14 protein-coding genes are annotated in these 16,387 nt (G+C 44.2%); 5 read left to right on the top strand and 9 right to left on the bottom strand.

The window, feature by feature from the left end; translation table 11 throughout:
- Positions 1-81 precede the first annotated feature (81 nt).
- Together NSS87_RS12285 and NSS87_RS12280 are read right to left on the bottom strand one after the other, a co-directional pair.
- Positions 82-513, bottom strand: coding sequence for a CBS domain-containing protein (locus tag NSS87_RS12285; protein ID WP_339247414.1), 432 nt, complete (start codon positions 511-513; stop codon positions 82-84).
- Between the two features lie 62 nt (positions 514-575).
- On the bottom strand, positions 576-1,757 hold the full coding sequence (locus tag NSS87_RS12280; RefSeq protein ID WP_339247412.1) for a M20 family metallopeptidase: 1,182 nt from the start codon (positions 1,755-1,757) through the stop codon (positions 576-578).
- Positions 1,758-1,996: 239 nt separating this feature from the next.
- Here NSS87_RS12280 and NSS87_RS12275 point away from each other — a divergent pair, with 239 nt between their 5' ends.
- Positions 1,997-2,344 carry a YugN family protein gene (locus NSS87_RS12275; RefSeq protein ID WP_042187352.1) on the top strand — a complete coding sequence of 116 codons (348 nt, stop codon included), beginning with the start codon at positions 1,997-1,999 and terminating at the stop codon, positions 2,342-2,344.
- Positions 2,341-3,585 (top strand): putative lipid II flippase FtsW, encoded by a 1,245-nt coding sequence (gene ftsW / locus NSS87_RS12270; protein ID WP_042187350.1) that lies wholly within the window; start codon positions 2,341-2,343, stop codon positions 3,583-3,585. Before NSS87_RS12275 ends, ftsW begins: the two co-directional genes overlap by 4 nt.
- Positions 3,586-3,675: 90 nt before the next feature.
- Here ftsW and NSS87_RS12265 read toward each other — a convergent pair whose 3' ends face one another.
- Positions 3,676-4,041: an Asp23/Gls24 family envelope stress response protein gene (locus NSS87_RS12265; protein ID WP_042126837.1), complete on the bottom strand. Its 366-nt coding sequence runs from the start codon at positions 4,039-4,041 to the stop codon at positions 3,676-3,678.
- Positions 4,042-4,195: 154 nt separating this feature from the next.
- Between NSS87_RS12265 and cax the strand changes: the two genes are divergently transcribed.
- On the top strand, positions 4,196-5,266 hold the full coding sequence (cax, locus tag NSS87_RS12260) for a calcium/proton exchanger (protein WP_042187348.1): 1,071 nt from the start codon (positions 4,196-4,198) through the stop codon (positions 5,264-5,266).
- Positions 5,267-5,364: 98 nt separating this feature from the next.
- On the opposite strand, the gene NSS87_RS12255 is transcribed toward cax, so the two are convergent.
- From NSS87_RS12255 to NSS87_RS12235, 5 genes are all read right to left on the bottom strand, one after another.
- Positions 5,365-5,661, bottom strand: a complete 297-nt coding sequence (locus NSS87_RS12255; protein WP_042126833.1) for a YlaN family protein — start codon at positions 5,659-5,661, stop codon at positions 5,365-5,367.
- Positions 5,662-5,873: 212 nt separating this feature from the next.
- The gene (locus NSS87_RS12250) at positions 5,874-6,119 is read right to left on the bottom strand and encodes an HPr family phosphocarrier protein (protein ID WP_042126831.1); all 246 of its coding nucleotides are present in this window, start codon (positions 6,117-6,119) and stop codon (positions 5,874-5,876) included.
- 106 nt (positions 6,120-6,225) lie between these two features.
- Entirely contained in the window at positions 6,226-7,341 is a 1,116-nt protein-coding gene (locus tag NSS87_RS12245) for an aminopeptidase (protein ID WP_076282932.1), read from the bottom strand.
- A 95-nt stretch (positions 7,342-7,436) separates the two neighbouring features.
- Positions 7,437-8,189 carry a hypothetical protein gene (locus NSS87_RS12240; RefSeq protein ID WP_339247406.1) on the bottom strand — a complete coding sequence of 251 codons (753 nt, stop codon included), beginning with the start codon at positions 8,187-8,189 and terminating at the stop codon, positions 7,437-7,439.
- A 247-nt stretch (positions 8,190-8,436) separates the two neighbouring features.
- The gene (locus NSS87_RS12235) at positions 8,437-10,431 is read right to left on the bottom strand and encodes a diguanylate cyclase (RefSeq protein WP_339247404.1); all 1,995 of its coding nucleotides are present in this window, start codon (positions 10,429-10,431) and stop codon (positions 8,437-8,439) included.
- A 399-nt stretch (positions 10,432-10,830) separates the two neighbouring features.
- Between NSS87_RS12235 and rpsD the strand changes: the two genes are divergently transcribed.
- Together rpsD and NSS87_RS12225 are read left to right on the top strand one after the other, a co-directional pair.
- Positions 10,831-11,430, top strand: coding sequence for a 30S ribosomal protein S4 (rpsD, locus tag NSS87_RS12230; RefSeq protein ID WP_042187338.1), 600 nt, complete (start codon positions 10,831-10,833; stop codon positions 11,428-11,430).
- A 145-nt stretch (positions 11,431-11,575) separates the two neighbouring features.
- The gene (locus NSS87_RS12225; protein WP_339247400.1) at positions 11,576-14,488 is read left to right on the top strand and encodes a transglycosylase domain-containing protein; all 2,913 of its coding nucleotides are present in this window, start codon (positions 11,576-11,578) and stop codon (positions 14,486-14,488) included.
- Between the two features lie 83 nt (positions 14,489-14,571).
- Here NSS87_RS12225 and acsA read toward each other — a convergent pair whose 3' ends face one another.
- Complete coding sequence (gene acsA / locus NSS87_RS12220) at positions 14,572-16,296, bottom strand: acetate--CoA ligase (protein ID WP_339247399.1); 1,725 nt, start codon at positions 16,294-16,296, stop codon at positions 14,572-14,574.
- Positions 16,297-16,387: the final 91 nt, after the last annotated feature.

The raw sequence follows: 16,387 nt of genomic DNA, 5'->3' as shown, positions 1-16,387 counted from the left end.
TGTGAAATCTATATTTTCTTAGATTTGAACAGGAAAAAGCTCATCCCCGCATAACGGTCATGAGCTTCCCTATCAAACTATTTAATGTAAATGCTGCTGCGAAATATCATGAAGCGCTTCGCCAGCCTCGTCCGCAAAAATGTTGCGCACAGCCAAGTCACCGATGGACACTACACCCATCAGCTTCTGGCCACTAGTCACAGCCAATCTGCGAATTTGCCAGCTCGACATCAGTTCTGCAGCCTCATCTACAGATGTATTCTCTGAGACGGTCTGAATTTCTCTACTCATTACCTTTTCCACAGCTGTTGATCCAGGGTGTTTAGCCGCGTAACCTCTAATCACTAGATCACGATCTGTAATTACACCGAGTAATGTCTTATTGTTTTCATTATCAATGACTGGTATAAATCCAGTGTCATGATCTCTCATTTTAACAGCGACTTCATACACATTATCCAGTAGTGTAACTGTTACTGGATCCTTCGTCATAACCTCTTTCACTGTCTTCAAGAACGAACCCTCCTAAACGTAATCTCCATGTTATGGAATAGGTTCTCCTCTATGAAACGAAATTATACGATTGTCTTCTCTTGCAAACAGGAATTCGCCATAGCGATCAATAATTTCATCCCATACAACATAGCATCCTCGTCAAAATCAAATTTGCTATGATGATGCGGGTAAGCTGCATCTTTATCTGGATTCCCAGCCCCTACGAACATAAAGCAGCCAGGAATTTCTTTTACATAGTAGGCAAAATCCTCAGCTGGCATCAGCTTTTCCATCCGAATCACTTGAACAGCTTCTCCTAGTGCTCCTGGTGCCACCTCGGAAAAACGCTGGTATTCGCCCTCGTGATTTACGAGTGGCGGATATCCCATCACATAGTCTATCTTAGCTTCTGCACCGTATGCGCCAGCTATTGAAACTGTCATTTCTTCGATTCTGCTGCGGATCAGATAACGGGTCTCCTCGTCGAACGCCCGTACGGTTCCTGTAATGCGACAATGCTCAGCAATGACATTCTGGGCGAATCCCCCTTGAATGGTTCCTACACTAAGAACAGCGGGCTCCAGCGGGTTCACAGAGCGGCTTACGATGCTCTGAAGCTGAGTCACAAGCGCCGCCCCGGCCACAATACTGTCTATCGTGCGATTCGGCATACCGCCATGTCCACCCCGGCCGATGATATCAATGAAAAATTCATCAGCAGATGCCATAAGAGGTCCTGGCGCACTGCCCACGGTCCCCATTGGAAGCGGAGTCCACAAATGCAAACCATACACCGCATCCGCGCCTTCCAGCATGCCTTCGGCAATCATCCCCTGTGCACCACCCGGGCATACCTCCTCCGCTGGCTGAAAAAGAAAACGCAGCTCCCCTTCTAACTCTTCAAGGCGGCTGCTATAGTAAGAGGCTACACCCAGCAGTATTGAAGTGTGTCCATCATGCCCACAGGCATGCATAACTCCTTCATTTTGCGAAACGTAGTCATTCTTATTCTCCTCTTTAATAGGTAGTGCATCCATATCCGCGCGAAGGACTACCGTTTTCCCCGGCCGATGTCCTCGCAATATACCCGTTACACCATACCCAGACGTGCTTCTCCTAACTTCAATGCCGAATTCTGCTAACTTGTCTGCTATAAATGCTGACGTTTCCTTTTCATGAAAAGACAACTCCGGATGACGGTGTAAATGGCGTCTCCATTCCACGATCTCCGGCATGAGAGAATCAACCGCTAAGCTCTTCATACGTTCTCCATCCCCTTCTTCATAAACCCGCATCAATAGCATGCGACAGCAGTCCTGTACACTTTGTTCCAGCCGTATACGGCTATAATTCTTTTATTGTAGCAGAAACGCAAAAAACTGGGTATCGTTAGGAGGTGCCTACTCTTGCACAACGTTTAGAAACATACTATCATGAGGTAGAACATCAGCAAACGGATCATGAATTCATCATTATACTTCATAAGGGGGATATGCGTGCTATGATTTTTGAGAACACGGGCCTCGTAGGATTGAAGAGTGATCTTCTCTATCTGGACGAGAGTGCGACAAAGGCTGGCTTCATTCGCTGGCAATGGGAATACTATCGTGCCACTTACGACTGCAAAATTGAAGACCCACAGGATGGTGGCGAATACTTTCTACGCATCAACACTCGCGCTGTCGAGGGGAAGCTGGAGAAAGCTGATGCCGTACTTGCAATTGAAGCCGTATACTTAGGGAAAGCAACATTCCCCCATGGCCTGGAGTATGACTCCCCGGTGCCTAAACCAGTATTGGACACTGCTGCTACTCGGATTCTCGAATTAAAGCAGCTGTTGGAGGCTTGAGTAACAGAAAGGGAAAGACGAAACAAAATGTCAGCCTGCCCAAAAGAGGAACACCCGATTTCCAACTACTCATCTTAACACTACTACTTGTGGGTTTCGGTCTAGTCATGGTCTTCAGTGCTAGCTCCAGTTTGACCTTAGCAAGCTCGAAGTTCGGTAATGACCCTCTATATTTCATGAAACGCCAAATGATTTGGATCGTACTTGGAATCGTTGTTATGTTTATAGCCATGAATATTCACTACAGTAAATTCAAAAAGTGGTATGTCCCTATCTTCATCATCACCGTTATTCTCCTGCTAATTGTAGCCTTCTCCGAAAGAATCAATGGCGCCAAGAGCTGGTTAAGTATCGGGAAGCTAGGGATTCAACCTACCGAGCTGGCCAAAATATCAATTATCCTGTATCTCTCTGCACTGATTACCAAAAAAGGTGAACGGTTTAGAGATTTCCGTACAGGATATATCCCTGTAATGGTCATTGTGGGTATAGTTGCCGGACTTATTATGATGCAGCCAGATTTGGGCTCATGCCTTATTCTCGTGGCTACCAGTGGACTTGTCATTTATGCAGGCGGTGCCAGCATGAAGCATATCCTTGGCTCTATTGCACTCTTGGTGCTAGGTGTAGGAATTGTTATGGGGGCTAAAGCAGCGATTGATTCTCTTTCCCCCGCAACCGACAAAGTAGCTGCCAATCAGGACTATAGAAAAGGCCGTATTCAAGCTTTCATAGATCCCTATCAGGATGCTGAAGGCGAAGGATATAATATTATTCAGTCTTTGACCGCTCTCGGACAAGGTGGAGTCAGTGGCTCTGGCTTTGGCAAAAGCATTCAAAAGCTGGATTATCTTAAATACCCGTATACGGACTTTATTTTCCCCGTCATTGGTGAAGAATTCGGCTTTGTAGGAACGGCATTATTTCTGATGTTATATCTGTATTTTATCTGGCGAGGTATTTTAATCGCATTAAGGTGTAAAGATCCCTTTGGCACACTAGTGGGCATTGGTATTATGGGCCTCATTGCCATTCAGGCCTTTGTCAATATTGGTGGCGTAACGAAGACGATTCCGCTTACTGGTGTAACTTTGCCATTTATCAGCTACGGCGGTTCTTCACTTCTTGTGAGTATGCTGTCCATGGGAATTATGCTGAGCATTTCAAGAGAAACTAATCTTCCAGCTAAAGAGGAAGTCACGAAATCTGTAACTACGGTTAGACAAGTTCGTTCCCGGTAAGATTCATAAATCCGGATGTAATGGAATATATAAAAAAGCAGTCCAAGTTAAATATCTTGGACTGCTTTTTTGTGTACAAGCTCTTTTGCATCAAGCAATTTCATCGTTCTTAAAGGCTACGCCTTCAACTTTGACATTCACTTCAACAATATGAAGTCCAGTCATGCTCTCCACAGCTTCGCGTACGTTCTGTTGAAGCATCCGGCACACTTCATGTATCGGAGTTTCATAGAGAACTATTATACGCAGGTCTACTGCTGCTTCTAGCTGTCCCACTTCAACGGTAACGCCCTTTTGGACGTTCTTGCCACTAAGACGCTTTGCCCAGCCCTCTGATAGGCCACCTGACATGGCTGCAATACCTGGAGTCTCCAAGGCAGCCAATCCGGCAATTTTCGAGACGACGTCATTTGAAATTCGTATATTTCCCATTTCCAATTGAAGTTGTTCTGCCATGCCATATCCCCCCTTAACTCATTATCAATTATTGTAATTCCTAAACAGGCTAAAAAGCAAATCAGTTTCTCGCTTTCTCGTTTACACTTAGGAATAATTTGGGTATATTGATTATGAATTGATCCTGAATACATAGATTGGAGTGTACTTTACATTGAAAAAATGGATTTCACCAGCTTTGCTGGCAATCACCTTTATCCTTAGTGCCATAGGACATTATGCAGATTGGGACCACACGCTTCAGTTCGTTCTCTCTGCAGTAGCCGTTGTGTTTGTGGCTGGCTTTCTGGGCCGCGCTACAGAAAGTGTAGCACATTATGCTGGACAGCGGTTAGGCGGATTCCTAAACGCTACCTTCGGTAATGCCGCAGAGCTAATCATTGCCTTTTTCCTAGTGAAGGAAGGACTGTTCGACATGGTGAAAGCCAGTCTTACCGGTTCCATTATTGGCAATCTGCTGCTTGTCCTCGGTTTAAGTATTTTCGCTGGCGGAATGAAGTTCAAAGTACAGAACTTTAACGTAACCCTTGCCGGTATGAACGGTTCCCTTATGATCGTAGCGGTGATCGCTTTATTTGTACCGGCTATGTTCTTCAATACCCATTCCATAACTGAAAAAGATACAGACGTGCTGAGTTTAATCGTTGCTGGGCTGCTCATCGCTTCGTACATGGCCTGGCTTGTCTTCTCCATGATTACGCACAAGAAACATCTAGAGGACGTTACAGAAGCCGGTAAGGAAGAAATGGCTCATGAGCATGCGCCTAAGTGGTCCAGAAACAGATCCATCCTTTATCTACTTCTTGCTACCGTGATGGTAGCCTTTGTGAGTGAGTGGCTGGTAGGGACGCTTGAGACACTAACTGAGCGCTTTGGATTTAGTGAACTGTTTGTAGGCGCCTTCCTCGTGGCAATCATCGGTAATGCCGCAGAACATAGTGCAGCCATTATGCTAGCCATGAAGAACAAAATCGGTGCGGCAGTAGAAATAGCTGTCGGGAGCAGTCTTCAAATTGCACTATTTGTAGCGCCTGTACTTATCTTCGCCAGTTATTTCATGGGTGATACTATGGACATTGTGTTTACAACGATCGAAATTGTCGCCATTGGTGTCGCCGTCTTTATTGCCAAATCAATCACTCAGGATGGTTCGACCAACTGGTATGAGGGTCTCTTGCTATTAACGGTTTATCTAATTCTCGGAGTCTCCTTTTATCTAGTATAAATACTTCCCTTTTCATTCTATAGTTCTCAAAAAAAAAAACGCACATGAGTGACGAAAGTCCTCTCATGTGCGTTTCTATGAATACTATAAATCAAAACTTATTCTTCTTTTGCTTTGTTATTCAATGCCTCATAGAGTACTGCTAAATTCCGCTCCAGCTTACTCAGCACCATTTTACCGGTAATCTCTGGCACCAAACCTGCTCTAACCGCAAAATCGACCTCTCTTGAGAAACCGTACATTTGGGTATCAAGCACTTCCTCATAGAGAGGGCAGTAGCGTGTTGCCAGATTTTCCATCTGCACTTCAATAAGTTGCTGAATTTTATCGGCATCTTCTTGTAGAAGATTGATCGCTTTAAGATTAAACTGTTCCTGTAATTCCGACGAAGTCATGCCTCTTCCCCCCCATGTCCAAAAGTTAAGCTGCTTTTACTATTTTACTTAATATTAGTCGAAATCGGATATCAATACAACAATTCTGTTTATACTAACCATTTATTTGAAAGAAGCAGCTATGTTGTTTATAAGGGATGCCATTAATTCCTCATCTATTTCTAGAAAAAACGCCCCACCGTAAATCGGTAGGACGTCTTTACATACAACTATTACTCAGCTACAACTGTAAAGTTCAAACCGTGTTTAGCAAAAACTTCACTCATTGCCTTCTTAGCTTCTTCTGCATCTGTTCCGTGAACATGAAGCTCGTAGCTTTGGCTTGATACCAAAGTCGTGAACAAACCAAGGATACTCTTAACATCAATGTACTTGTTGTCCGCTTGAAGAACGATTGAAGAGTTGAACTGACCTGCCGTTTGAGCAATATCAACGATTGCCGCATTGTTACTGGACATAGAAATCCCTCCGCAACTTGATTATGAAACATAAGTCATTTGTAATCATTTCTTATGATACCTTGAATCCGCTTACTTGTGCAAGGTGTTTTCTTACTTTTACAGCTTATTTCAAGTTTTCAGGATTCAGACCTTCCAGTTCTGGTAACACGAAGATTCCATCCTTACGGATTAATACATCGTCAAAATAAATCTCCCCGCCGCCATAGTCTGGACGTTGGATTAATACAAGATCCCAGTGAATGGAGGACCGGTTTCCGTTATCTGTAACATCATATGCTTGTCCTGGTGTAAAGTGCAGGCTGCCTGCAATTTTCTCATCGAACAGAATGTCATTCATTGGGTGCAAAATGTAAGGGTTAAAGCCTATGGCAAATTCTCCAATGTGACGTGCGCCGTCATCTGAATTCAGGATTTCATTCAAGCGAGCGGAGTCATTGCTTGTTGCTTCAACAATTTTACCGTTCTCGAATTTGAATTTGATATTTTCAAAAGTCACTCCGTTATAAACGGATGGTGCATTATAGCTGATCGTTCCATTTACAGAATCACGAACAGGAGCGCTGTAAACCTCGCCATCCGGAATATTCTTTTGTCCAGAGCATTTCTCTGCACCGATTCCTTTGATGGAGAACTTAAGATCTGTTCCAGGACCTGAAATATGTACCTTATCTGTTCTGCGCATGAGATCAGCCAATGCATCCTGAGCCTTGTCCATTTTGGCGTAATCCAAATTGCACACTTCGAAATAAAAGTCCTCAAATGCTTCTGTACTAATATTTGCAAGCTGAGCCATACTCGCATTGGGATAACGTAATACTACCCACTTCGTATGCTTCACGCGTTGTTCACTATGGACTGGATGGGAATACAAAGAATTATACAATTTCATATTTTCTTCTGGAACATCGGACAGGTCATTTACATTCTCACCTGCACGGATGCCGATATAGCAATCCATTTGCTTCATCCGGTTCAAGTCAATTTCAGCCCATGTCTGAAGACTCTCACGTGTTGCATATTTAAGCATGCTGCGTAGGACTGTACGATCTGTCAACTGAACAAAAGCATGACCGCCAGCTTTACCGATTTCCTCAACAACAGCTTTGATTAAATCTCTTTCATTGCCAATCATTTCTACAAGCACGTTCTCGCCTGGCTGAACATCTACGGAATAACCTACAAGATTTGCCGCCAGCTTTTGAATTCTGGGATCTTTCATTGTGTACTCTTCCTTCCTCTGTCTGAAAAATAAGCATGCTGTTCTATTGTAGCACGCCCTTTATGGAGCGCAAGACCTGCATAACCATGTAAAGATTAACGGTAACCTGTGAAATCCACCTTAGATACATAAGTTTCATTTTCAGATTTATTCATCATTTCACCGGAATAGCTTACTTTTCGATTCAAGGTAAGCCTTCTGGGAAGATTATGCTTCTTATCAACCGTTAGGTGGTAGACCGTTTCAACATTAGCCTGTTTCAGCTTTTGCTGTAGCTCATTATTTTTCTTCTGCCACAGCTTCTCCAAAGCTTTCGTCACTGCCTGAACAGCCTCTGTGTTGTTCTCAGCGGATTCGGGGACTTTAGGACGAAGGTTCTGCATTTCTTTCTCCAATTCAGCAGACAGCTGCTTCCTAGCCTCTGAAGGCGTCAATTCGATTCGCAGCACACTTGTCCCTCTGCCTGCTCCAGCCTCTTCGGTTACACTCGTCTCCATGGACTCAAGCTCCTCGAGTTGCTTTAGCGGATTTAGCGCAGGTAATGGATTTCCCTCCTCCGAGGAATTTTCAGTAGTCTGAAGTTCCCATCTGCCCTCTTTTTTCTCTAACTGACTGTAATAAGGTTTCAGAGCATATGCGCTACTCTTTAAGTCTTTAACGCCATCAGCTGCTGCTTTTTTGGTCATAGATTTATCTGGAAGAAGCGTGTACAGCTTGACCTTTTTATGATCCTTCACTGTGCCTCCGTAGAACAATAAGGATTCAGGAACCGTTGTTCCCCCTCGTTTCAGCATATTCGCCCCTTCAAAAACAACCTCATCACTTCCAGCCATCCCTGCCAACGCCAAACTTAAATCTTCCTTTGCAGGTTTGTCTCTTATGACGCTACATCCGCTACATAACAGGCAATACAGTGTCAGAACTAGAGGGACTCCTCCCTTAAGTAATAATAGCTTTCTCACGGACCTCAGGCCTTTCTCGGAGTATTTTACTTAAGTACAACCCACGTATAGGGTTCTCTCTTCCTGCAAGCCTTATACCGCAATTAGGGCCAGAATAACTGTGCATATAAAAAAAGAACCCATGAACTTTACCTCACGGGTTCTTAATATTGCTATCATTTTCTTTGGTATCAAAAACAACTTGGTTCCGGCCGTTATTCTTAGCTTTATACAGCGCCATATCCGCTCGATAAAATAATGACTCAACACTTACTCGATCGTCCATCCAGCTCCATTCCGCTATTCCGCAGGAAACCGTTACACTAGGTTCAGTTTCTTCCATAACGCGTTTGCGTATACGCTCAGCTACATAACCCGCCTGCTGCATTCCCATTAACGGTAAATAAACGGAGAGCTCCTCCCCACCCCACCTCGCAGCAATGTCGCCTTGACGGATGGAAGATTTCACAATTTCACTAACCTCTTTTAGAATCTTATCCCCTTTTTGATGACCATAGGTATCATTCACGATTTTGAACTGATCAATATCCACAACAATTAAACAACCGCAGAAGTCCGTAGACTGTCTTTCTTTTATCTCTTCGTCCAAATAATGACGAGCATAGAGACCTGTTAGGCTATCTCTATTCGCTAGACGTCTAACTTCAGCATGTAGTCTGGCGTTACCTACTGCTAGACCAATATGTCCCGCCATCGCCTGCAATAGCCTGTAGTTGTCATAGGAAAAATAATGAGAATCTCGATGTGCCAGCATAATCGCACCTCGCACTTCTCCACCCACACTAAGAGGTGTGGCAATCAACGACTGCGAACCGGTAGCATTCATTAGTCGGGAAGTTGTCTTAGGATTATCTATGTAGTCAGACATGATCAGTGACTCACCTGTGGAATACACCTTTCCACCTAAACCTGCCCCTACTTCTAATACTTCATTCTGCAATGAGGGATGGTTGCAGGCAATAACTTCTAGGCCACCCTTTTCCTCATTCATATGTAAGATACAGCAGTAATCTGCACCAAACATTTCAAGTAGCTCTTCAAACGCAAATTGAAAAATATCGCCTAAACGCAAGCTTTGATTCAAACGCTGGGTAAGCTCATTACTCATGCGAAGCTCACGGATTAACTGATTGGAGCGCTCATAAAGCTTGGCATTCTCAAAAGCAGTCCCTGCCGTATCGGCTACCATTGTGAGAAACCGTAAATCAACGTCAGGGAAGATTGGATTATCCATCACCATATGGAATACCCCATAAACCCCCTGCTTACCACCTAATGGAAGCCCTATTTCTACATTTCGGTGATTTTCATCACTAGTGTGCAGCGCAACACGTCCATCCTTAAACGCCCTGGCACAGACATCATCACTGGACATGTGGAAAGGTAACGGTTTGACCTGCGGATTAGTGCTGCGATGATCTTGTGACATATACAGGTCGAGTCTGGCTCCAGGATACATCGCAGAAATGCTATCAATGACTTCCGAAAGTACAGCATCTACATCAATATTGTCATGCATCCGCTGGACAATCTGAAATAACAATGAACGACGATTACTTTCACGTTCTGCATGAATATGGGTACTTGCAAGATCAGCTACAAATATATGTTCAAACTTATGATAAAAACAGGTGCGGTAATGCAGCGACATAGCTTCTGCAGTATCTCGTCCACCCATTTCATATTGTTGCGTTCGCATAGAACAGCCCAAAAACGCAAAAATTTTATTGTCGACTCGAGTGAATAGCGGTATGGTAAAAAAACTCAGATCCTTACCTTCTACGGTTAACGGAACGGCTGAGATTGTTTCTGAAATCAAGCTAGAAGCCGCCGCCTGTTCCCACTGCCGCCTCCATAGTTCTTGTTGATCCAAACTATTGTTTATATATTTACCTTCAAAATTCAGCACACACCATTCCCATGATCTAGAGAATGGAAGGACATTGAGCCCACCAAACCATTCTTTGAAACTGTCTGCAATCAAATTCGCTAGATAAGGGAAGTCATGCGTTACTATTTCCGTTTCCCTAAGCCAGGCGGTGGGATCTTCGGAATCTCTACTAGCGTGTAAGTTGTCCTGTAACAGCATACGGCTGTCTTTATGGACGTATGCTTTCTGCTCTGACATAACGAAGATCCCCTTTGCATCTTGATTAAGAAAACTATCTTCCCTAGTAACAACTAATTAACTATATTTTACTCCCTTTCTTTGTGCATTGCATTATATTTTCATCATTTCCGGGACTTTTTTTTAGGACCAAAGAACTATCGACAAAGATTGACAAAAACTCTTTTAATAAGCGCTTGACTTTATATACTGTATTCATATAATATTTATTGTTGAACAAGACTGTAACAAGTCTTACTTGGGCGTAACGTTGTGTCACCCTCACGCATTTCGTTACTGCCAGGGCAGCGGCTGAACTTCCCTGGCAGTGTGGAAGCCATTAATGCTAATCACGGATACGAAATGCGGCGCAAATAGGCCCTACCCTGAAATTTCAATTATAAAGGAGTCTACTATAACATGGCACGTTACACCGGACCTAAATTCAAACTCAGCCGCCGTCTGGGAATTTCCCTTAGCGGTACAGGAAAAGACTTGAAACGCCCTTTTCCACCAGGACAACACGGAGCTAACCAACGCAGAAAAGTAAGTAACTACGGAATGCAGCTTTTGGAAAAACAAAAACTGCGTCACATGTATGGTTTGGGAGAGAAACAATTCAAAACTCTCTTCACTAAAGCACAAAAGCTTCCAGGTCTTGCGGGCGAAAACTTCATGTTCTTGCTTGAAAGCCGCTTGGACAACCTAGTTTACCGTCTTGGATTTGCTAACTCCCGTGCTGGTGCACGTCAGTTGGTATCCCACGGACACGTAACTGTTAACGGCAAAAAAGTCGACATCGCTTCTTACCGTGTAAGCTTGGGCGACGTTATCGGTCTTCGCGAAAGAAGCCAAAGCATGGCTTCCATCAAAGAAGCTCTTGCTAACCGTTCCCACCTTCCAGCTTACCTGGAATCTGCTGAAGGATCTTTCGAAGGTAAATACATTCGTTTGCCAGAACGTTCCGAGCTTTCCCAGGATATCGATGAGAAACAAATCGTCGAGTTCTACAACCGTTAATATCTCGCTTATAGCGAGTATGACCAAAGCCTCCGGATTTATCCGGAGGCTTTTTGTTATTCTAATAGGTAATGAACACTCCGACTGCATTCAAAATCGCCAATTTGTGCTATAATAATTCCGTTAAAAGGAGGAATTATCGTCGATGGTTCAAGAGAACAAGAAAAAAAACGTAAAGAAGCCTTCACCCCGCAGATCTGGGCTTAGCAGGTTCGGTTCTGTAGTTAAGTGGATGTTTATTCTTGGCATAATAGGCATTCTGTTCGTCGGTGGTGCAGCAGCAGGATACGTCACTTCCATGGTGAAAGATGAACCTGTTCGCTCTGAGGAAATGATTCAACAGCAAGTCGGACAAAATGCGATCACCGGATTCGCATACTTCCGTGATGGCGCACCGATCGGCCAGCTTCGTACAGAAGAAGATCGGAGGCTCATTCAATACAACGACATCCCCCAGATTATTATTGATGCAGTTCTCGCTATAGAGGACAATAATTTCAATGAGCATAATGGCGTGGATTTCAAAGGCACCTTACGTGCCGTCAAACAAAAGATATTAAATGAATCCGTTCAGACCGGAGGCAGTACACTTACTCAACAGCTCGCAAGACGTGTTTTCCTCAATCTGGATCGAACAGAAGATCGTAAAGCAAAAGAAATTCTACTTTCACTTAGACTAGAGCGCTTCTTGACCAAGCAAGAGATTTTAACGGCTTATCTGAACAAGGTTCCGTTCGGTAATGGCTCGAATGGCTATAACGTATTTGGGATTAAAGCTGCATCCAAAGGTATATTCGGTCTGGATGATCTAGACAAGTTGAATATTGCCCAAGCGGCGTATTTGGCCGGTCTTCCACAGCTCCCCTCCGCTTATTCAGCATTCAATGGCGTTGGAGAATTCAACGCAAAGGCGTTCAATAGAGCTATGGATCGTCAACAGCTTGTACTTCGTCGTATGCTAGAGGAGAACAAGATCACTACCTCCCAATATGATGAAGCACTCAAGTTTGATATTAAAAGCTCTCTCGCTCCTCACACTAAGAAAGCTTATGCTACATATCCATACCTAATGATGGAAACGGAGCGTAAAGCATCTGAGATTCTTTTGTCACTAAATGAAAAGAATAACAGTACAGCTGATACCAATAGTTCTAGTGATAATGCCGTACTTCTTGAGGAAGCAAGACAACAGTTAATGACCGGCGGTTACCGAGTCTATACCACGATTGATAAGAAAGTATACAGTGCAATGCACAGTATTTCCGAAGATAGTAGTAATTTCACCAAGGACAGCAAAACAAAAGGTGTTGAACAGACGGCTGGCATATTGATCGACAACAAGACCGGAGCCATTCTCGGTATGATTGAGGGCCGCGATTTTAATATCGAGCAAATGAACTACGCAACCCAAATGGTCCGGCAACCCGGCTCAACGATGAAGCCGATTTCAGCATACTTACCTGCCTTAGATGCAGGACTGATTCAACCTGCTGGAATCTTAGATGATGCTCCAATCATTTTGAAGGATGGCGGGAAAGGCTTCCATATCCCTAAAAATGCTAACAATCGCTATCAGGGTTTAGTTACGGCTCGCTATGCACTTAATAAATCCCTCAACCTACCGGCGCTTAAACTTTTTAACGAGAAGGTCGGAATAGAGGATGCTTGGGCCTTTACTAAAAAGCTAGGGATCACTACACTCACCGAAGATGATTACAGAGCGCAGACTGGGGTTATAGGTGGTCTTCGATACGGTACATCCGTTGAAGAATTAACCAATGCCTATTCCGCCATTGGCAATAAGGGAGCATTTAATGATGCTTATATGATTGAGAAGATTGTGGATTCGGAAGGCAAGATCGTTTATCAGCACAAGGTTAACCCTGAACAAGTATTCTCTGAGCAAACTGCTTATCTAATGACCGATATGCTGCGTACAGTAATCACAGAAGGTACTGCAAGCACAGTAAGAAGAGATTATAAACACTTTAAAGACGTTCCGATTGTAGGTAAGACTGGCTCCACTCAGAACTATGGCGATGTCTGGTTCATGGGCTACACCCCTGATGTCACACTTGGCATGTGGGTTGGTTATAAGGAACAAATTAATACCCTTACAGGAGATACACAAAAACGACAAGCACAGACCTTATGGGCTAAAGTCATGAATGCTGTTATTGATAAGCAGCCAGACTTGTTCGTTACAGACAAATTCACACAACCTGAAGGAATTACCAAAAAGACAGTTTCCGCGTACAGCGGTAAGCTGCCAACGGCTCTAACTGATAAATTTACAACGGATCTTTTCAATACGAAATATGTACCTAAAGAGAGCGACGATGGGATTTCCAAAGCCAAGTATATTACTTACAATGGCGTCAACTATATCCCACTCGAAGGTACACCGGAGGATTTCCTGAAAGAAAAAATCGTCGTTAAACGTGAAAAGCCGATCCAGGAATTAGTTAAGGAGCTCTTGGCAGCCTTCCCTAAGATGAAGGAGCATAAATCGCTGGAGTATTATATGCCAGCCGATGCTAAGACAGATTTCCCTACTGAAGTCGATCCACGTGTGGACGATGGCGCTTCCCCTTCTGCTCCTGGGAATGTTAGTGTCTCATATAGCACTGGAAAAGCTGTGATCAGCTTCTCCCCAAGCGGCTCTCCAGATGTAGTAGGGTACCGCTTATACCGTTCTTTAAACGGCGGGTCTTTCCAGAAGCAAGCTGTAATTATGGCTGACGAGAGCAAGGTATTCTCGCCAGGAACGCCTGCGAGTGCCAATGCAACATTCTATGTCAGTGCTGTTGATGTCGCAGGTAATGAGACAGCTTCTGGCAGCGTTGCTGGAGGCACTACACCAACTCCGGAAGCAACACCAACTCCAGATCAGCAACCGGAGACAACGCCTCCTACAGGCTCTGAGAGTACACCAGGAGAGGATATCGAGATTCCTGGAACCATTCTACCTACGCCTACTTCAACGCCATCTGGTGAAGGTAGCAGTAACGGAAACAGTAATAGTGGTACAGCCGGCAATACGACTGGAAACCATTAATCGGTAGTCCGAAGAATAACTTCACACAGCAAAACACCGTTCCCTTGAATTCTTTAGGGAACGGTGTTTTTTTATGATCCATTCTAATCTTCTATCGTTGATAAATCGCCAGTTGGAAGATGAAGCTCCCAAGCCTTTAATACACGCCGCATGATTTTACCTGATCGTGTCTTAGGAAGTTTATCCTTAAATTCGATCTCTCTCGGCGCAGCATGCGCAGACAGTCCGGCTTTAACAAATGCCGCGATCTCCTCTTTGAGAGCAGCTGTAGGAGTATAGCCTTCTCTCAGCGAAATGAAAGCCTTGATAATTTCCCCACGCACCAGGTCTGGTTTACCAATTACACCCGCTTCTGCCACAGCAGGATGCTCTACCAATTTACTCTCCACTTCAAAAGGTCCTATACGCTCACCAGAAGAGTTGATAACGTCGTCAATCCGTCCTTGAAACCAGAAATATCCATCATCATCCATATAAGCAGAATCACCAGAAATATACCAACCAGGAATGCGGAAATACTCCTCATACTTCGCCTTATTGTTCCAGATCGAATTCATCATGGATGGCCAAGGCGTCCGTATTGCAAGATTCCCCATTGAGAATGGTGGGAGAACATTGCCTCGATCATCTAAAATCGCAGCTTCAATGCCTGGCAACGGACGGCCCATAGAACCTGGTTTGATATCCATTCCAGGATAATTACAGATCAGTTGCGCTCCCGTCTCTGTCATCCACCAGGTATCATGAATGCGCTGGTTGTAGAACTTATCTCCCCATCGCACGACTTCAGGATTTAACGGTTCTCCAACAGACAGGACATGGCGCAGGCTACTCAAATCAATTCCCTGAATTGAACTCTCTCCTGCCCCCATCAACATACGAAATGCTGTAGGTGCACTGTACCAAATACTAACCTTATTTCGTTCAATCGTCTTATACCAATCCTGAGGACTAAAGCGTCCCCCTCTCACGACATTCGTTACCCCATTTAACCAGGGAGAAAATATTCCGTAAGATGTTCCTGTCACCCAGCCTGGATCAGCTGTACACCAGTAAATATCATCTGGACGTAGATCCAGCACCACTCTACCTGTATAATAATGTTGAATCATTGCTCTTTGCACATGATAAACGCCTTTAGGTTTTCCTGTAGAACCAGATGTATAATGCATGATAAGGCCATCGTCCAGGTCAAGCCATTCCAATTCGAGCTCAGAAGACGCGTTATCCATCTCCTCAGTGAAACCTAAGTTACCTTGCTCGATATCAGAGGTACCGCCTACTAGAAAAATATGACGCAAATTCGGAAGCTCATCACGCTTCACACGATGAAGTAGCTCAGGTGTAGTAACCAAAGCAACCGCACCACTATCTTCCAGCCGATCCTTAACTGCTGTCTCCATAAAGGCTTCGAACAGAGGGCCCGCTATTGCCCCAATCTTCAGAATTCCTAGTAAACTAAAATATAGTTCCGGTTGACGAGGCATAAAAATAAATACCCGATCTCCCTTACCGATACCATATTTACGCAATACATTTCCGAACCGATTCGACCGTTCCTGCAGATCGGCAAATGTATAGGATTCATCCCGCACCGCATCACTGTAGAGCAGGGCCGTTGCCGCTCCCCGTCCTTCTTGAACGTGGCGATCCACTGCTTCATGTGCCATATTAACCTTTCCAGTGTCATACCATGAGAAGTTACGTTCAACATCCTCCCACTTAAAATTGGCTACTGCCTGGGTGTAATCAGACATATTGGAGCTCTGCACACGGCCAGGCAAAATTTCACTATGGACTTGACCCATCACTCTTGCCTCCCTCACTCGTTTGATTTAAGCTTTAAGGGTAAGACTCTTCTCTTAGATAATGATGTCAATGCAATGAATGTGAATTTTT

The organism is Paenibacillus sp. FSL F4-0243, assembly GCF_037963295.1.
Classification (GTDB): Bacteria; Bacillota; Bacilli; order Paenibacillales; family Paenibacillaceae; genus Paenibacillus_AQ.
This window is presented reverse-complemented; position numbering and strand designations above follow the sequence as displayed.